The organism is Microbacterium sp. MPKO10 (genome assembly GCF_026107415.2).
Lineage (GTDB): Bacteria > Actinomycetota > Actinomycetes > Actinomycetales > Microbacteriaceae > Paramicrobacterium.
The window spans coordinates 131836-149513 of the sequence record NZ_JAPCHX010000001.1; the positions used below are offsets into that span (position 1 = coordinate 131836).

14 protein-coding genes and 1 tRNA gene are annotated in these 17678 nt (G+C 64.9%); 5 read left to right on the forward strand and 10 right to left on the reverse strand.

Features of this window, described 5'->3' with window-relative positions; translation table 11 throughout:
- Position 1 precedes the first annotated feature (1 nt).
- A complete protein-coding gene (locus OK352_RS00605; protein ID WP_265139452.1) occupies positions 2-1612 on the reverse strand; it encodes an ABC transporter permease subunit in 1611 nt (536 codons plus the stop codon).
- 63 nt (positions 1613-1675) lie between these two features.
- Complete coding sequence (locus OK352_RS00610) at positions 1676-2911, reverse strand: sugar ABC transporter substrate-binding protein (protein ID WP_265139453.1); 1236 nt, start codon at positions 2909-2911, stop codon at positions 1676-1678.
- Between the two features lie 216 nt (positions 2912-3127).
- On the opposite strand from OK352_RS00610, the gene OK352_RS00615 reads away from it, so the two are divergent.
- Positions 3128-4846 carry a glycoside hydrolase family 13 protein gene (locus OK352_RS00615; protein ID WP_265139454.1) on the forward strand — a complete coding sequence of 573 codons (1719 nt, stop codon included), beginning with the start codon at positions 3128-3130 and terminating at the stop codon, positions 4844-4846.
- 119 nt (positions 4847-4965) lie between these two features.
- On the opposite strand, the gene OK352_RS00620 is transcribed toward OK352_RS00615, so the two are convergent.
- Entirely contained in the window at positions 4966-6618 is a 1653-nt protein-coding gene (locus OK352_RS00620) for a M23 family metallopeptidase (protein WP_265139455.1), read from the reverse strand.
- Between the two features lie 487 nt (positions 6619-7105).
- Here OK352_RS00620 and OK352_RS00625 point away from each other — a divergent pair, with 487 nt between their 5' ends.
- Positions 7106-7651, forward strand: a complete 546-nt coding sequence (locus OK352_RS00625) for a type 1 glutamine amidotransferase domain-containing protein (RefSeq protein WP_265139456.1) — start codon at positions 7106-7108, stop codon at positions 7649-7651.
- Here the strand turns inward: OK352_RS00625 and OK352_RS00630 are convergent, their stop codons facing one another.
- Entirely contained in the window at positions 7652-8596 is a 945-nt protein-coding gene (locus OK352_RS00630; protein WP_265139457.1) for a LysR family transcriptional regulator, read from the reverse strand.
- 121 nt (positions 8597-8717) lie between these two features.
- Here OK352_RS00630 and OK352_RS00635 point away from each other — a divergent pair, with 121 nt between their 5' ends.
- A complete protein-coding gene (locus OK352_RS00635; protein WP_265139458.1) occupies positions 8718-9656 on the forward strand; it encodes an EamA family transporter in 939 nt (312 codons plus the stop codon).
- 74 nt (positions 9657-9730) lie between these two features.
- Here the strand turns inward: OK352_RS00635 and OK352_RS00640 are convergent.
- Both OK352_RS00640 and OK352_RS00645 read right to left on the reverse strand, forming a co-directional pair.
- A tRNA-Tyr gene (locus OK352_RS00640) sits at positions 9731-9812 on the reverse strand.
- A 99-nt stretch (positions 9813-9911) separates the two neighbouring features.
- Positions 9912-10799 carry a carbohydrate kinase family protein gene (locus tag OK352_RS00645; RefSeq protein WP_265139459.1) on the reverse strand — a complete coding sequence of 296 codons (888 nt, stop codon included), beginning with the start codon at positions 10797-10799 and terminating at the stop codon, positions 9912-9914.
- A 70-nt stretch (positions 10800-10869) separates the two neighbouring features.
- On the opposite strand from OK352_RS00645, the gene OK352_RS00650 reads away from it, so the two are divergent.
- Positions 10870-11880, forward strand: coding sequence for a LacI family DNA-binding transcriptional regulator (locus tag OK352_RS00650; RefSeq protein ID WP_265139460.1), 1011 nt, complete (start codon positions 10870-10872; stop codon positions 11878-11880).
- A 141-nt stretch (positions 11881-12021) separates the two neighbouring features.
- Here the strand turns inward: OK352_RS00650 and OK352_RS00655 are convergent, their stop codons facing one another.
- Positions 12022-13653 (reverse strand): beta-N-acetylhexosaminidase, encoded by a 1632-nt coding sequence (locus OK352_RS00655; RefSeq protein WP_265139461.1) that lies wholly within the window; start codon positions 13651-13653, stop codon positions 12022-12024.
- 84 nt (positions 13654-13737) lie between these two features.
- Between OK352_RS00655 and OK352_RS00660 the strand changes: the two genes are divergently transcribed.
- A complete protein-coding gene (locus OK352_RS00660; RefSeq protein ID WP_265139462.1) occupies positions 13738-14637 on the forward strand; it encodes a sugar kinase in 900 nt (299 codons plus the stop codon).
- On the opposite strand, the gene OK352_RS00665 is transcribed toward OK352_RS00660, so the two are convergent.
- Genes OK352_RS00665 through OK352_RS00675 form a run of 3 tightly spaced genes read right to left on the reverse strand, consistent with a single transcriptional unit; the run spans position 14616 to position 17665 of the window.
- Positions 14616-15524, reverse strand: coding sequence for a MurR/RpiR family transcriptional regulator (locus tag OK352_RS00665; protein WP_265139463.1), 909 nt, complete (start codon positions 15522-15524; stop codon positions 14616-14618). The two genes, OK352_RS00660 and OK352_RS00665, sit on opposite strands and share 22 nt — an antisense overlap.
- Before the next feature lie 15 nt (positions 15525-15539).
- A complete protein-coding gene (gene murQ / locus OK352_RS00670; RefSeq protein WP_265139464.1) occupies positions 15540-16484 on the reverse strand; it encodes an N-acetylmuramic acid 6-phosphate etherase in 945 nt (314 codons plus the stop codon).
- Entirely contained in the window at positions 16481-17665 is a 1185-nt protein-coding gene (locus OK352_RS00675; RefSeq protein ID WP_265139465.1) for an anhydro-N-acetylmuramic acid kinase, read from the reverse strand. The genes murQ and OK352_RS00675 overlap by 4 nt, the downstream gene beginning before the upstream one ends.
- Positions 17666-17678 lie beyond the last annotated feature (13 nt).

Sequence of the window (17678 nt, forward strand, 5' to 3'; positions counted from 1 at the left end):
GTCAGTTCAGATCCTCCAGCGCCTTGGTCTGTTTGAAGCTGATGATCGCCACGAGCGCCACGACGACGAAGATGATGATCGAGAATGCGCTCGCCAGTCCGTAGTCGCTCGTCGCCCCGTCGAACGCAACCTTGTACACCATTGAAATGAGAATGTCCGTGCCGCCGACGTTGATGCCGGCAGCGGCGTCACGGGGACCACCCTCAGTGAGCATGTAGATCAGGTTGAAGTTGTTGAAGTTGAAGGCGAACGACGAGATCAGCAGCGGCGCAATCGAGACCAGGAGGAGCGGGAGCTTGATCAAGCGGAAGACCGCGAACGGTTTCGCCCCGTCGACCGTTGCTGCCTCGGTGAGCTCATCGGGAATCGACTGCAGGGCGCCCGTGCAGACGAGGAACATGTAAGGGAAGCCGAGCCAGAGATTGACCCACAGGATGCTGAGTTTCGCCAACCATGTGTTGGTCAGCCAGGGGATGGCGGCTCCGCCGAAGAGCACGTCGTTGACGAAGCCGAAGTCTCGGTTCAGAAGCCCAGCCCAGACGAGCGCCCCAAGAAAGCCCGGGAACGCGTAGGGCAGGATCATCACGACCCGGTAGAGCTTGCGCCCCTTCATCCGCATGTCGTTGAACACGATCGCGAGAAAGAGGCCGAGCGCGAAGGTGGTGAGAACGCTGAGCAGGGCGAAGGCGAACGTCCAGATGGTGACGCTGATGAGCGGGCCGCGGATGCTCTGCTCCGTGAACGCCTTCGTAAAGTTCTCGACCCCGACGTTGATGCTCCACCCCGGCATGAGCTGCTCGCCGCTCTCGGCAGTGAACGCACCGACCCCGGTGTCTGAGTAGACGGTGCCCGTCTCAGTGTCGGTCATCGTCCCGGCCGCCTCATCGTATTCAAGCGTCGAAACATACAGGTACGCCTTGGAGCCGTCTGGGGTGCGAAGGGCTCCGTCGTTCGGATCGTCGGAGATCTGCACCGTCATCGCGGCGATCTCCTTCTGGTGTTCGAGAATGCCGGCGAAGTCGAGACTCGTGTAGCCCGGGAGGCCGACAGCGACGCCTCCGGACATCTCCGCGTCGCCAACGGAGCTCAACGGGGTGTCGTCATCACCAACGCTGACCGTTCCGTCTGGTGCCGTGACCAGAAAGCTGTAGTTACCGAGTTGTTCGAGCACCGTCAGGTCATACGCCGGTGAGTCGGGCACGCGCTCCTGGGCCGACTGCACGAGTGCCATGACGGCATCCTCTTTCGTGCTGTTGTGTCCCGTACCGTAGTTCGTGAAGGCGATGTAGCCCGTGTAGCCGATCACGAACACCTGGAAGATCAGCAGAAAGACGAGCCCCGGTGTGAGGTATTTGGCGGGCAGCCAGCCGCGGGTGAAGTACACGACGTTGACGACGGCCGCGATGACGAGCACGACGGCAAACACGATCCACTGCCGCTGCGTCATGGCGACGAACAGCGCGAAGAGCGAGATCGCATCGACCACCGCGATGAGGGCGATCTTGATGATGAGAGAGAGGATGCCGCCTGAGGCGTGTTCCGCGATCTGCCGCGCTCGGCGCCGCTGGCGCAGTTCGCGCCCGCTCGGGGCGTGTGGTGTCTGAGTGCTCATGATTCCCTGTGCTCGTCGGGTAGGCGATGCCGACCGGGTACCTGCCCGGTCGGCATCGGGGAATTACTCGCCGTCGATGGCGCTCTGGATGTCGTCGGCCATCGTCGTCCACAGCTCGGCGGGGTCGCCCTTGCCGTTGATGATGTCGGCCTCGGTCACACCCCAGTACTGCCATACCGCACCCATCTCGGGGATGTTCGGCATCGGGACGCCATTGGCACCGACCTCGCCGAAGGCCGCGGTGATCGGGTCAGCGCTGGCCTCGTCGAACGCCGCGGTCAGTGCTGGTGCACGGTTGCCAACCTTGTACAGCTCAAGCTGCACGTCTTTCGTGCCGATGTAGTTGGTGAGGAACTCCGTGGCCGCGAGCACGTTCTTGCTCTTCGCCGAGACGTAGAAGCCCTGCACGCCGACGAACGGCTGAGCGGGCCCGCTGCCCGGAGCGGGGATCGGGTCGACGGCGAGGTCGATGCCCGCTTCTTCAGCAGCGCCCACGTTCCACGGGCCGGTGATGAGGAAGGGCGAGTCGCCACTCACGAACTTCTCTTTGGCGATGTCGCCGTCGACGGTCGTCGGGAGCAGCCCCGCTGCGCCCTGCTCGGCCAGCCAGTTCGCGAATTCGATGCCGCCATCGTTGCCGATCTGCAGGTCGTCAGAGTTGTAGCTCCCGTCGTCGTTGGTTCCGAACACCGGGGCGCCGAACGAGGTCTGGAACGGGTAGAGGTGATACGGGTCGCTCTCTTCACCGACCTGCACAAGGAACGGGAACTCTGTTCCCGCGTCTGTGCCCATCTGCACCATGTCGTCGTAGCTCGCGGGTGCCTCCGGTGCGAGCTCCGTGTTGCGCAGCAGCGCGATACTCTCGATCGAGTACGGCACGCCGTAGGTCTTGCCGTCGTAGCTCATCGCCGTGATCGCGACGTCCTGGAAGTCACCGGCGGTGTCTCCGAGTTCGATTGGCTGCACGACGCCGTTCGTCACGAAGTCGCCGAGCCAATCGTGCGCGCCGATCGTGATGTCCGGCCCTTTCCCAGTCGGAACCTGCTGAACGAACTGCTCCTGAATCTTGCCGAAGTCTTTCTGAACGAGCTTCACCTTGATGCCCGACTCGTCTTCGAACGCCGCGGCGACATCCTTCAGGACGGGCGCGCGGTCGGCGTCGACCCACACGGTCAGCGTCGTGGAGCCATCCTTCTCGCTCGCCTCGTCGCTGCCTCCGGACGAGCATCCGGTCAGCGCGAGCGCTGCCACCGCGGTCATCGCGCCAAGGGCGAGAATGGGGTTCTTCTTCACCGTCATTGGTGTGCCTTTCGATTGCTGTGTGCCTGTGCGGCTCGTGGTGCTCTTCGTGCATGATGCTTGTCACGTTCGATGTGTAAGCGTTTACACTATTACATGAGCAATCCCTAAAACACAAGCGCGAGGGTGCAGTTGTCGCGCCAATAGAGGAAGCTACTCGCGCGCCTCATCAGTAAGCGTTTCCATAAATGCCGAATGCTCCCGTACAGTAGTCGCATGACTCATGCCACCGCACATTCACCCGATGCGCCCCTCGACGCCTCGGCGACCATCGACGGCGCCGAGTGGTGGCGCTCCGCTGTGATCTATCAGATTTATCCGCGCTCGTTCGCCGATGCGAACGGTGACGGCATCGGCGATCTGCGCGGAATCACCTCACGCCTCGATGCACTGAAGCACCTCGGCATCGATGCGATCTGGCTCTCACCGTTCTTCGCCTCACCGCAGAAGGACGCCGGCTACGACGTTGCCGATTACCGCGCCGTCGACCCACTCTTCGGCACGCTCGACGACTTTGATGAGATGACTCAGGCTGCGCACACCCGCGGCATCCGGGTCATCGTCGATCTCGTCCCCAACCATTCCTCCGACCAGCACGAATGGTTTCAGCAGGCACTCGCCGCACAGCCCGGATCGCCAGAGCGCGCTCGGTACATGTTCCGTGACGGGCGGGGGCCGAACGGCGATACAGCACCCAACAACTGGGAGTCCATCTTCGGAGGGCCGGCCTGGACGCGCATTGTCGACGATGACGGCACACCGGGCCAGTGGTACCTGCACCTGTTCGATTCCAGCCAGCCCGACTTCGACTGGTCGAATGCCGATGTGCGTGCCATGTTCCGCGACGTACTGCGTTTCTGGCTCGACCGGGGCGTCGACGGGTTCCGTATCGACGTCGCGCACGGTCTGGTCAAGGCGGACGGCCTCCCCGACTACACCCCGCCGCAGAGCGCCGGGAGCATGGGCGGCACAGGCAAAGCGGATGCTGACCTGCCGCCGTATTTCGGGCAAGACGGAGTTCACGAGATCTACCGGGAATGGCATCAGGTTCTCACCGAGTACGACGGCGAACGCGTGCTCTGCGCCGAGGCCTGGGTAGATCCGCTGTCGACGATGGCGCTGTGGGTGCGTCCAGACGAGATGCAGCAGGCCTTCAACTTCCCCTACCTCGAGACCCCGTGGAACGGGCCTGCGTTGCGCGCCGTCATCGACGAGTCGATCGCCGCGTTCTCTGCGGTCGGCGCGCCGAGCACCTGGGTGCTCTCGAACCACGATGTCGTCCGCCACGCCTCGCGCCTCGCGCTGACCGAGGACAATCCGCAGGGCCACGGCATCGGACCGAAGACCACGGACCGTCCGGACACGGAGCTGGGGCTGCGGCGTGCACGCGCAGCATCCGCTCTCATGCTTGCCCTTCCGGGCGGCGCCTATCTCTATCAGGGTGAAGAGCTCGGGCTGCCCGAAGCGATCGACCTGCCCGATGATGCGCGGCAGGACCCGACGTGGTTCCGCACGCACGGCACCCGCTACGGTCGAGACGGGTGCCGCGTGCCGCTCCCGTGGGAGCCCGGCGCACCGGCATACGGGTTCAGCGAGACAGGTGCGTCTTGGCTTCCGCAGCCCGCCGATTGGGATGCCTACGCTCGCGCCAGCCAACTCGGCGACCCCGCCTCGACACTCGAGTTCTACAGCCGAGCGCTTTGGCTGCGCGCCACCCATCAGCTCGGGCTCGGTGCCCTTGAGTGGCACGACGCGGGTGACGACAGCATCCTCTGGTTCGCCAACGGCCCGGTCACGGTCGTCGCCAATACGGGTGACTCGGATGCTGCCACGCCGACGTCTCTCATTGAAGCCACGCGGATCCTCACCAGCGTTCCGCTGTCGGGTGACGACGTCATCCCGGCGGACACAACGGTCTGGTACCTGACGCCGTAGAGGGTGAGGTGCCGCCGCGGCGGCGCCTCACTCGAGCCCGGCGCTTCACCTCACACAGACTTCACCCCACACAGCAGAAAACCCGGCCGGAGCCGGGAGAGTGATGACGAGTGCCGTGCTTAGTTGGTGTTTTCGTAGAGCCACGCGAGCGGGTCGACGTGCGTGGTTCCGTTGATGAGGATCTCCAGGTGCAGGTGGGCACCGGTCGAGATTCCCGTGCTCCCGGTCTTGCCGATGATCTGGCCGACCGAGACGTGGTCGCCGACCTGCACCGTGCGTGAACCGGGGATCATGTGCCCGTAGAGGCTATGGATCATCTGGCCGTCGATGACGTGCTCGATAACGATCTTGACGCCAAAGCCGCCGCCGGCGTCGGTCGACTCGACGACAACGCCATCGGCGATCGACTGGATGGGCGCCCCGTAGCCGGGGTTGAAGTCCTGGCCGAGGTGGTTCGTCGAGCAACCAAGCGAGCAGCCGGCGCGGGGGCCGTAACCGCTGCCGATGTGCACGCCGACGGAGAACGGCCACTGAACTGTTCCGTTCGGATCGTTCGTGAACGTATCTTCGGGGTTGATCCCGAGCGAGGTCGCGGTCTGAGCAGCCGACAGCGCGCCGTAGGTGTCACGGTGAACGCTGAGATCGGCTGATGCTGTGTTCACCATCGACTGCGCGTCGCCCGGCGCCGACGTCTGCGATGCCACGAGCGCCTCACGCTTCTGCGCCTGCACATCGTCTGCGCTCAGCAGGGCGTTGGCGGGGATGGACGTGGCAACGGTCATGAGGCCGACGGCGAGGAGAGCGCTGATGCTCATGGTCTTCGCGGCGATGCGGCGAATGGAACGCGGCGGGCGCGGTGCCTCGATGGGGTCCGACGACGAAGCGCCGTGACGTCCGCGGCGGTCGGCGGCGGGCTCAGCAGACTCGTCACGGGTCGGGGTCTCGGCCTCGTCCGCGGAGTCCGTCGACGTGTCGACAGGCTCGTCCTCAACGGGCTCGTCCGGCACCGATGACTCGTCGATCGGGAATGCGCCGGCAATGATCTGCTCGAACGACTCGGTCGTTGTCGGGACAGCGTCGGGAGCGACCTCGTGAGCCTCCGCGTCGACCGGCTCAGCATCCGCGTTCTCAGCATTCGCTGCCGATGCCTCGGGGGTCCAGATCTCTGCGGGCTCGGACACCATCGGTCCGGCGTCTGGCTCGGAACTGTTTTCAGGCGTGTGAAGGGCGCTCGTGCCGTCTGTCTCGGCCAGCTCGGCCGGTTCAGCCTCGATGACCTCTTCCGTGCCCTCAGTTGTCGCGGTGGCGGCGTCGAAAATGTCTGCGAGCTGCCGCCCTGCGTCGCTGTCGCTGCGGGGCGCTATTGCCTCGCTCGCGGCGACCTCTTGGATCTCCTCGTCACGGGTCGGCTCCGCGATGGCCTGCTCTGCGCTGCCCGGTGCCGCAGTGCGCCGACGGCCGCGCCGCGTAAGAGGAGGCTCGGCAGGAGCGTCCGGCTGTGACGACAGAGCCGATGACAGGCCGTGTGAGCGGGGCTCGGATGCCGCACGGCGCTCGCGGCGCGTCAGGAACTCCGTGTTGGCCGGCGTCGTCGATGACGAACCGTCAACCAGATCGGCAACCCCTGACGACTGCGCCTGCATACGCGCGGCCTGCGCCTCACGCTCACGGCGAGCCCGACGCGATTCGAATGCGGCTCCTGTGTGAGGGGTCGATGCGGTGCCCGAGGGGTCGAGAACAGATTTGTTCTCTTCAGAGGCACGGCTCGACACAGGCAGACGGACTTTCTTCGCTAGGGGGCACAGCTGTCGCTACGCACGACAATGGGGGCTGTCGTTTTGTAACGGATTGGTAAACAGTAGCAAAGGGAGGCTGAATATTTCCAGACCGCGACGCGTGTTTGTGAAGTCCCCCAAAGGGGGAACAACGCACCTCAGGGCTTCTCGCCTGTCATGACGGGCGAGAACGCCAGCCAGACAAATTTTCCACTCGGGCCATAACCTTCAAGTGTTAGTTCAAAGAATGCGCGTGCTGGCGCCACGGCAAACATGCGACCGGATGCTGTGTCTAGAGACCCGTGATCGGCGTTATCCCGCGTTGTCCGCACCTGCTCGTCTCACCGAATCCCGTGATGAAGAACGTCCCCTTGCATCACACACGACTCCCGAGAACACTGGGGAGTGTTCCGACGTCGTGAACGTTCGCTCTGCACCGAGGCGTCACAGCGATCCTCGGTCGCACCCGATGAGAGGAGAGCATATGAGCACGACAGGTAAGAAGGTGGCGGTTCTCGCCACGAACGGTTTCGAAGACAGCGAGCTGACCAGCCCCTGGAAGGCGCTCGTCGACGCGGGAGCCATCCCCACGATGGTCGCTCCGATTGCCGACAGCATCACGGGCAAAAACGGACATGCGCAGGATGTCGACATGCTTGTTCGCGAGGCGAAGCCCTACGATTTCGACGCCCTGCTGCTGCCGGGCGGCGTGGTGAATGCCGATAGCCTCCGGCTCGACCACGACGCCGTCGCGTTTGCGCGGGGCATTTTCGAGCAGCACAAGCCCGTCGGCGTCATCTGCCACGGAGCATGGATTCTCGCCGACGCGGATGTCCTCGCGGGCCGGACGCTGACGAGTTACCCGAGCCTCCGGACGGATCTGACGAACGCGGGAGCCACGTGGGTCGATCAGGAGGTCGTCGTTGATCAGGGGCTTGTCTCCAGCCGAACGCCCGATGATCTTCCGGCGTTCAACGACAAGCTCGTAGAAGAGGTCGGCGAGGGCCAGCACAGCGGTCAGACGACCTGATCAGACTGTGCGCTCAGAGGCTTCCAGAACGTGCACGGGCGACGGGGGTTCTTCCCACCGCGCGGCCTCAGCCAGGCATTCGCGGAAGGCACGGACCGCCGGATGCGCGCTTCGCCCGGCTCGCACCGCTGTGAACAGCATCCGCTGAGGGTCACCGGGCAACCCGAAGATCTGCGTGCCACCCAGATATTGAGCGGCAATCAGCGCCGGAATGAAGGCGACGGCGTGCCCGGTCCGCGCCAGGTGTGCGTGCATGAGCGGGTCCGGGGTATCGAAACGGACAGTCGGCTCAAACCCGGCGGCGCGGCACTCCATGCGCGCCCAGGCTCCGGTGGGCGCACCCACCGGGTCGAACGCCCACGGAGCATCGGCCAGGTCGCGCAACACGCGCGGACGCGTGCTCAGGGGGCCGCTCTGTGGCAGAACGAGCCTGAGAGGGTCGCTGAGCAACTCAGCGCGGTCGACGCCGTCGCGCACTGGCTCCGGCATCCCCGGATACTCCTCCCCGAGAATGAGGTCGAAGTCGTGCGAGAGCAGCCCGTCGAAGGCGGGACCCACCTCGCGCTGCGTGATCTCCACTGTCACGTCCGGGTGCCGCTCGGCCATGAGGGTCAGCGCCGTCGGAGCGAACGACAGCACAACGGTCTGAAACGACGCCACTTTCAGCGTGCCGCTCACGCGTTGATTCGCCGTTGCGAGTTCGGCTTCGGCTCGCTCGAGCTGCGCGAGAACCTCCTCGGTGTGGGCAACGAGCGTCAGGGCCTCGTCGGTGAGCCGGACCCGGCGTCCGACTCGCTCCAGCAGCGTCACACGGCATTCGCGCTCCAGCAGGGACAGCTGCTGCGATATCGCAGACGGCGTGTACGAGAGCGCACGCGCCACTTCGGCCAGCGTGCCGAGACGGTGCAGCTCTCGCAGCATCCGCAGTCGTGACAGTGACAGCATGAGCACCCTCCCGTTCATTTAGTTCACCTAATGCTAATAGGTAATGAACGATCGCTAGACTTAAGTTTTGGTCCGGGCGACGCTGGAGGCATGCACACGCTTCTCCGCAATCCGGTGTCTGATGACTGATGCACGGCGCTCAGCGTCCGGCGTCGCGCTCGTTCTCGGCTCCTGCGTCTCGCTGCAGTTCGGCGCTGCTTTGGCCACGCAGCTCTTTCCTGACCTCGGATCCTGGGGAGTGACGGCGCTGCGCCTCGGCATCGCCGCCTTGGTCATGCTTCTCGTGGCACGGCCGCGTGTTCGCTCGTGGACCGGTGGGCAGTGGCGCGGAGTGATCGTCCTCGGCATCGCGATGGCGGGAATGAAAGGCTTCTTCTACGCATCCATCGGGCTCATTCCGCTGAGTGCCGCCGTCACGATCGAGTTCGTCGGCCCGCTGCTGCTCTCTGCACTTCTCTCAGGGCGTCGGCTCGATGCACTCTGGCTGGCGATCGCGGCTCTGGGTCTCGCCGCCATCGGCGTTGAGAGCATGGCCGGTGTCACCGCCCTCGACCCCCTTGGCGTCGCGTTCGCGCTGATCGCCGCGGTCTTCTGGATGGGCTACATTCTCGCCAGCGCGCGTGTTGGTAGCAGCGTTCCCGGTCCGTCTGGCCTCGCTGTGGCGCTGGTAATCTCTGCGCTGGTCGTGCTGCCGTTCGGACTGCCCGGCATCGTGGCCGCAACGTTCGACGCCCGGGTGATCATCCTGGCGATCGCAACAGCGGTGCTCGCCTCAGCGCTCCCCTACTCGCTCGAGCTGTCTGCGCTGCGACGACTCCCACGTCACGTCTTCAGCATTCTGCTCAGCCTCGAGCCCGTCGCCGCCGCATTCGTCGGGTGGATGCTACTGCAGCAGCCCTCGGGACTGCTTCGGTTGACGGCCATCGCGCTGGTGATCGTCGCGAGCCTGGGCACCACGATCTCTAATACGGCGCGTCCTACACCTCCTACAGCGAGGACGCGATCGTCCCGTCGAGAGAGAACATCCCCGAGCGCTGTCGGTGCGAGACGCGGCGAATGATGCAGCCACCTATCGAGCGCAGCGTCAGCTACGTCGCGACTCAGACGTCAACGATGTCCCGACTCAGAAAAAAGTGGCGAGTGAGGGATTCGAACCCCCGAAGTCGATGACAGCTGATTTACAGTCAGATCCCTTTGGCCGCTTGGGTAACTCGCCAGGGGCGCGCTCGACCAAACTTGTACAGCCAACCGAAGGCGCCACAGAAATATTAGCCGTTCAGACGGCGTGGACGAAATCGGGCCACGCCGCGCAGAATCATGGCTGGCGAAGAAGCGCTCCCTCGTGGCGGCAGGTCGCTGCGGCGACCCTCATCGCACGTTCCAGAACCTCACCCCAGGCGTCGGGTGACGACGGAACACCCGCTGTCACGAGCCCCGCCGCAACGGACGCGAGAACCGCATCCCCCGCGCCCATCGTGTCGATGACGGCACCGGGAAGCTCAGCGATCGGGCGCGCGATCGTCACCTCTCCCGTGCGCACGATGGCGCCGTCGCGACCCGCCGTCCCGACCACGTGCGGCACCCCGGCGTCGGCCAGACGAGCGACGAGGTCGTCGAGCTCTGTGCCATACAGCATCCGGGCATCATCGTCGCCGACCTTGATCAACGCACTGTGCTCGGCGACGCTCTCGAAACCACGCACGAAACGCTCGCGCGAATGCAGCATCCCCTCACGCGGGTTGGGGTCGACGACCAGACGCCGATCACCACGGGGCAGGGATGCCGTGAGCTCGCCCACCTGCGCAAGATCGTCGAATGGGAAGCAGCTGACCACCGTGAACGATGCATCGGCGATGACGGCCCTCGCCTCGGCCCCGAACTCGATTGCGCGCTTCTGCGCCGCCTCGTTGAAGATGTAGCGAGGCTCGCCGTCCGTGCGGTCGCTGATCGCACGCGAGCTTCCGTTGGGCCCGATCGTGCGCACGAAGCCCACACCGTGCTGGTGTAGAAACTCGGCGATCCGGGCACCGTCAGCATCGTCTCCGACCATCGCGATGAGAGTCGCGGGCACGCCGAGCCGGGCGAGGCCCACGGCGACGTTGAGCGCGGCACCTCCCACGAAATCCCGGGTTCCCGTCTCATCACGCAGTTCGTCAATGAGCGCGTCACCGATCACGGCAACCGGGGCAGACATCGTGTGCATATCGGTCAATGTACACGGCTCAGTATGCTGGTGCTGATCACGTTCGTGCTGATCACAGGCAAGGAGCGCAATGGCCGGGATCGACGAGGTCGCCCAACGGGCTGGCGTCTCGACAGCGACAGTCTCACGCGCGCTGTCCGGGCGCGGCTACGTCTCTGACGCCACACGCGAGCGCGTGCAGGGCGCTGCCTCCGAACTGGGATACGTCGTCTCGTCGACAGCATCCGGTCTGGCCTCGGGCCGCACCCGGAACATCGGCGTCGTCGTGCCGCTGCTCAGCCACTGGTACTTCTCGAGCGTCGTCGAGGGCGCCGAAACTGCTCTGCTGCGTCGCGGATACGACACGACCCTGTACAACCTGACCGGCGGTGATGCCGAGCGCCGCAGCGTGTTCACGCAGTTCCTGCTGCGCAAGCGAGTGGATGCTGTCATCGCCATCAACCTCGAACTCACCGTCGATGAAGTGCGCGCGCTGCACGATCTCAACAAGCCGCTCGTCGGTATCGGTGGGCCGATCCCCGACGTGCCCACGCTGGCCCTCGACGATCTCGAGGTTGCACGACTCGCGACCTCTCACCTGACGGGGCTCGGGCATCGGCGCATCGGGCACATCGGCGGCGAGCGCGAATTCGACGTGGACTTCCACCTGCCGACGACCCGCAGGCAAGGATACGAAGCCGCATTGGTCGACGCGGGGATACCCGTTGAGGGTTCGCTGTTGCAGCCGGCAGATTTCACCATGAACGGCGGCTACATCGCCGCGAAGCAGCTGCTCGGTTCACCGCGCGACCGGCCGACCGGCATCTTCGCCGCCTCGGACGACATGGCGATCGGGGCGATCCTCGCCGCCCGTGATCTGGGGCTCGTCGTTCCGCGCGACGTGTCGATCGTCGGTGTCGATGACAATCAGTTGGCGCCGTTCTTCAACCTGACGACGATTGCCCAGTTCCCGCGGAATCAGGGGGAGATGGCCGTCAATCTGCTGCTCGCCGAGCTGGGCGAAGAGACGACGAAGCCGAGCGATCTCAGTCTGCCGTTCGAGCTGGTCGTGCGCGGGTCGACGGCACGCCCTCAGGAGTGACGGCACGGTCAACGCGCCCAGTGGGACGCTCAGCGCCACGAATTGTGTGGCGGCGTCTCATATTTGCGTCGCCACCACACAATTTGTGGCGCTCATCGGCGTCCCAGGACTCGGGAGGCCACCACAGGGTGTGCGTCTACGTCAGGTCGGAAGGATGTTCTCGACGAGAGCGCGCTGAATCGCCAGGCGTTCTTCGCGGGTGATCGGGTTGCCCGGTGCGTCGGGCCGACTCTGCCAGGGTGCGGGGCCATCGGGATGCCGGTACTCGACGCCGAGCGCGTCAAGCCGGCGCCTGTGCTGATCGAGCCGCGCGTGAAAATCGGGGAGGTTCTTCTCGGCGGACCACACGGCCTCGGCGAGCGCGCACAGTCTCGGAAACAGCATGTAATCGAGCGAGCGCGAGGAGTCGATGTGCTCGCTCCACATGTTCGCCTGACCGCCAAGCACATGTTCCGCTTGTGCGGGCGTGAGCTCGGCGGGCAGCGGGTCAAACGCATAGACGTCGTCGACCCCGAGCGGAAATCCGACAGGAATCGGCTCGCCCGGGTGATCTGACTGCCGGTAGTCGAGATATACCTCCGTGTCGGGGCACACGACCACGTCGTGGCCGGCACGGGCAGCCGCGATCGCGCCATAGCTGCCGCGCCACGAGGCGACGGTAGCGCCCGGGGCCAGGCCTCCCTCGAGAATCTCGTCCCACCCGTACGCCCGCCGCCCGCGACGGCTCAGGTGTGCGTCGATCTGGCTGATGAACCAGCTCTGTGCGGCCTCGCCATCGGGCAGACCGCGTTCGCGCATCAACTCCTGCGTGCGCGCATCGCTCTGCCATTCGTCCTTCTTCGCCTCGTCACCGCCGATGCCGATGAACGTCGAGGGGAAGATCTCAATCACCTCGTCGAGAATGCGGCAGAACGCCGCCACCGTGGCGTCTTCGAGGTTCAGCACACGGGTGCTGATTCCCCAGTGTGCCCATGGCTCCGCGGGGGCCGCGCCGATGCCCCACTCCGGGTAGGCGGCGAGCGCTGCCTGCACGTGCCCGGGCATCTCGATCTCGGGAACCACGGTGATGCCGCGCTCGGCTGCGTAGGCGACGATCTCGCGGGCGTCGTCTTTCGTGTACCAGCCGCCGTGCGGCCGCCCCGTCGTGGTCGCGTTCGGGCCGTGGCCGCGCTGGCTGTCGCTGCGCCATCCGCCGCGTTCGGTCAGCAGCGGAAACGCGTCGATGTGCAACCGCCACCCCTGGTCGTCCGTGAGGTGCAGATGCAGGGTGTTGAGCTTGTGCAGCGCCATCACGTCGATCACCCGCATCACGTCACGCGCGGGCCGGAAGTTGCGGGCAACGTCGAGCATCAGGCCACGCCAGCCAAAGCGCGGTGCGTCCGCGATCACGACGTGAGGCAGCATCCAGCCGACATCGTCGACGATGGCGCGACGATGAATCGCGGCGGGCAGCAGTTGAAGCAGACTCTGCGCACCCCACAGGATGCCGCGCGGTGACCCCGCGCGCACAGACACGCCGCTCTCATCAACCGTCAGCTCATACTGTTCGTCAGCGAACGCGCCGTCCAGGCTGAGCTCGATCATGCCCTGCCCCGGAGCGACGCTGTCGAGAGCGAACCCTGTTGCCGGCTGCAGAAGCCGGCGTAGCTGTGCTGCTTGCCGGGCAAGCTCCGCGGGTGCCGCGATGGTCGCTGACGACGTCAGTTCATACGTGCCCGGCTGTGCTCGCACTTCGCGGGATGCCGGAATGATCGCGATGTCGGAAGTCACCATTGCCACCTTGTCGTTGCGTTATTTGCACAGTAGATTGCAGAGTGCGCTCAAACACCGTATTCTCCGAGACGTGGAGGTGTCAATGTGGACGTGACGTGTCTCGGCGAGATGCTCATCGTGTTAACCCAATCTGCCGCCGAGCCGTTGGAACGCACAACAACGTTTACGCGCTCGCTGGGCGGAAGCGAGTTGAACACCGCAATCGCACTTGCCGAGCAAGGAGCCTCCGTCGGCCTGGCCACGGTGGTCGGTGATGACGGTTTCGGCCGCTACGCCGCAGACACCGCCGCGTCACGGGGGATCGACACGTCAGGAGTCGTCGTCGACGACGAACACGCGACGGGGCTGTATGTCAAAGAGCTCGGCGATGGCGACGCGAGCCGCATGCACTACTTCCGGGCGGCTTCGGCCGGAAGCCTCCTCTCGCCCGCGATCATCCGGCGTCCGGCGATTGAGTCGCTGCTTGAGTCGACACGAGTGATACACACCACGGGCATCACCGCAGCACTCTCCAAGGGAGCGCACGATGCGATCTCCCTCGTCGCCCTCGAACGGGGAGAGCGCTTGATGAGTTTCGACGTGAGTTGGCGATCAGCGCTCTGGCGCTCACGTCATGACGAAGCCTCAGAGGTGCTCGGCACCTTCGTCAGCACCGCCGATATCGTCTTCATGACGAGCCAGGATGCTGTTCGCGCTTTCGGAACCGACGATCCCGCCGCTCTCCGCTCGCTGTTTCCCGAGCCGCGCTGGCTGATGATCACCGGCTCAGAGTCTGTGACCGCGTTCGAGGGCGACGAACGACTGGATGTCCCGCGGCCAAGACAGACGGGTGTCGATGCCATCGGCGCATCAGACGCATTCTCCGGCGGTGTTCTCGCGTCCCTACTTCGCGGAGAGTCGACGGCGAGCGCTGTGGGCGTCGGCCTGCTCCTTGCCACACGTGCGAGCGCGACGACGTCCGATCACCTCTTACCGGCGTCGTAACTTCGACGTCGCCGCGTGTGCGGTATTCGGCGACCCTTCACTGACTCATACGTGAGCCGCAATGACTCAGAGACAACGGGCATCTGCCGTTGCACAACGGCGGCGAAGAGAATGTCGATGACGGCAAGCTGCGCGATACGACTCGACATCGCTGCCGAGCGGTACTCGTCTTCTCGTGAGCGTGTGCGAAGCACGAGGTCGCACGTCAATGCAAGCTCGGACTCCGGGTCGCTCGTGATCCCGATCGCCGTGCCGCCAGCCTTCTGCCCTACAGCAATCGCCTCAATTGTCTCTCTCGTCTGCCCGGAGTGTGAGATGCCGATGATCACGCCGCCCGGCCGTTGCAGTGCGGCAGAAGCCATCGTCAGGTGATGATCGGCAAAATGGTGCGATGGAGCGTCCACACGCTGCATTTTCATCTGCAGATCTGCGGCGACGAGCCCGCTCGAGCCGCTGCCGACGACGTCGATACGCGTTGCCTTAGCCAGTGCCGAGACGGTCGTCTCAACCGTCTCGGCATCCAGATGTTTTGCGGTCTCTTCAATCGTCATCGATTCGCGATAGCCGATCGTGGCGATGATGTCGCTGACCGAAGCATCCGTCGCGATCGGACCGCCATCGACAGAAAAGCGCTCGCGCCTGACGTACTCTCTGCTCGTGGACGTCGCGAGTTCCAGGCGAAAGTCCCGATATCCGGCGTAGCCGAGAGACTGGGCGAAGCGGGCGACGGTTGCCTGCGAGACGCCGCATCGCTGCGCGAGCTCGGTGATGGTGAGCGCAGCAGTGCCCTCGGGGTCAGCGAGCATCGTCTCAGCAACGCGCGCCTCAGCAGCGCTCAGGTTCGGCAGTACTCGACGGAGCGATTGCACAACGTCTTCGTCGGGCACGTCCCCTCCTGTTCCTCATCGAGAATTTTCGCGTGTGAGCGCGTCGCGAATAAATCCGTCGGCTTGTGCAAGTGCGGCACGTGCGTCGGCAGCTGGAAGGCCGGCGAGCAGGGCGACAATCGCAGTCTTCACTGATCCGTCTGCGGCATCCAGCTGATCAGCGGCGTGTTCCCTGCTGCAGCCTGTTGCACGCATGATTGTACGCTCAGCCCGCGCACGGAGCTTTTCGTTCGTGATCTGCAGGTCGACCATGAGCGTGCCGTACGTCTTTCCCAATCGCACCATCGTCAGGGTGCTCAGCATGTTCAGAACCATCTTCTGCGCGGTGCCGGCTTTGAGGCGCGTCGACCCTGAGATGATCTCGGCGCCGACGACGACCTCGATCGGCACGTCGGCCGCTCTCCCCAACGCCGATCCGGAGTTGCATGCCAGGCCAACGGTCAACGCGTTCTGCTCGCGAGCGTATTTCACGGCGCCCAGCACGTACGGGGTGCGACCGGATGCTGAGATGCCCACGACCGTGTCGAGTTCCGTGACGTCGCGCTGCGCCATGTCCTGCGCTCCGAGCGCACTATCGTCTTCTGCCCCCTCGGCCGCCGAACGGATAGCGCCGTCCCCGCCCGCAATGACGCCGATGACACGGTCGGGGTCTAAGCCGAACGTCGGCGGAATCTCGCTCGCGTCGAGCACACCGAGCCGGCCCGGTGTTCCCGCGCCGACGTAGATGAGGCGACCGCCGCGTCGCATGCGATCAGCGATGCCATCGATGGCGCTTGCGATCTCTGGTTCCGCCCGCGCGACCGCGGCGGCAACCGAGGCGTCTTCTCTGTTCATCGCCCGCACCAGTTCGGTCGTGCTCTGCGCGTCAAGGTGCGAATACTCGTCATTCACCTGTTCGGTGTCGAGTCCGCCGATCTCGCGGTGCACTGCGACAGAGGCGTCGCCCTGTTCCTCGGTCATTTCATGTGCCTTTCTCGAATTTGCATCTCACCGATCGATGAGACTCTGGTGTTCGCCGCCCATCCGGCGGGTGTGGTGACGCCAGCCACTCGGGGGCCAACTTTCGGGTCAAGCGCGATCGGTATCGCATGTGCGCTGAAGTATCCTACGAACGCGAAGAGCAGAGACTCCTTGTGAATCGGATCGATGCCCCGCTCGGCGCTCGTTGTCAGTGTGCAGCCGTCTTCGGCGAGCGCATCGCCCATCGAAGCCATCAGCGCAGAATTGCGCACGCCCCCGCCGGACGCGATGAGCGTGCTCGCGCCTCCGGCTCTTCTCAGGGACTCGGCGACAGTGCGCGCGGTGAGCCGCACCAGCGTCGCCAGCAGATCATCGACCGGGACGTCGCCACCGAGTGTGTGAACGGCAGCGTCGACGAAGTCGAGGGCGAACGTCTCGCGCCCCGTGCTCTTCGGGGGTGCCTGCGCAAAATACGGGTGCCCCTCCATGATCTGCAGCAGATGTCGATTGACCCGCCCGGATGCTGCGCGATATCCGTCGTCGTCGAAACTCTCTCGGCCCGACGTTGCACGCATCACGACGGCGTCAAGCAGTCCATTCGCGGGGCCGGTGTCCCACCCCGACGCTGTTCCGACTGGCGTGATCCGGCTGATGTTTGCGATTCCGCCGAGGTTGAGCGTGGCGATGGCTTCGCCCGAGTGCGCTGCTTCTGCCCCGAGCCAGGCTCCGTCGAAGACCGGCATGAGCGGTGCGCCGGTGCCACCAGCCGCAATGTCGGCGGCGCGCAGGTCGCTCACCACGGCCGCCCCCGTGCGCTCGGCGATCACGGCAGACCGCCCGAGCTGCAATGTTCCTCGTGTGCGACCGCCCTCCACCCAGTGGTAAACAGTCTGACCGGGCGCGACGACGAGATCAGCTTCGTGGCAGCCGGCACGAATCACAGCATCCGCGAATGCCTCGCCGATCTGCACGTCAAGACGTGCCACCTCCGCAATGCTCACAGGCTCGCCGAGCGCGATGGCAAGCACACGGTCGCGCAGGGCACTCGGCCACGCGACGTCCGTGAGAATGAGCGGTGTCATGTCGGTGACGCCCGCCCGCTCATCAGTGACAATGTCGACAAGTGCCACATCTATGGCGTCGGCGGAGGTGCCCGAGTGCACGACGGCGACTCTCACCACGTATCTCCCGTCT

Coding starts and splice junctions, on each gene's coding strand:
- OK352_RS00635 (WP_265139458.1), top strand. CDS start 8,718: ATGACTGATGCACGGCGCTCAGCGTCCGGCGTCGCGCTCGTTCTCGGC.
- OK352_RS00610 (WP_265139453.1), bottom strand. CDS start 2,911: ATGACGGTGAAGAAGAACCCCATTCTCGCCCTTGGCGCGATGACCGCG.
- OK352_RS00605 (WP_265139452.1), bottom strand. CDS start 1,612: ATGAGCACTCAGACACCACACGCCCCGAGCGGGCGCGAACTGCGCCAG.
- OK352_RS00615 (WP_265139454.1), top strand. CDS start 3,128: ATGACTCATGCCACCGCACATTCACCCGATGCGCCCCTCGACGCCTCG.
- OK352_RS00655 (WP_265139461.1), bottom strand. CDS start 13,653: ATGGTGACTTCCGACATCGCGATCATTCCGGCATCCCGCGAAGTGCGA.
- OK352_RS00630 (WP_265139457.1), bottom strand. CDS start 8,596: ATGCTGTCACTGTCACGACTGCGGATGCTGCGAGAGCTGCACCGTCTC.
- murQ (WP_265139464.1), bottom strand. CDS start 16,484: ATGACCGAGGAACAGGGCGACGCCTCTGTCGCAGTGCACCGCGAGATC.
- OK352_RS00625 (WP_265139456.1), top strand. CDS start 7,106: ATGAGCACGACAGGTAAGAAGGTGGCGGTTCTCGCCACGAACGGTTTC.
- OK352_RS00650 (WP_265139460.1), top strand. CDS start 10,870: ATGGCCGGGATCGACGAGGTCGCCCAACGGGCTGGCGTCTCGACAGCG.
- OK352_RS00645 (WP_265139459.1), bottom strand. CDS start 10,799: ATGCACACGATGTCTGCCCCGGTTGCCGTGATCGGTGACGCGCTCATT.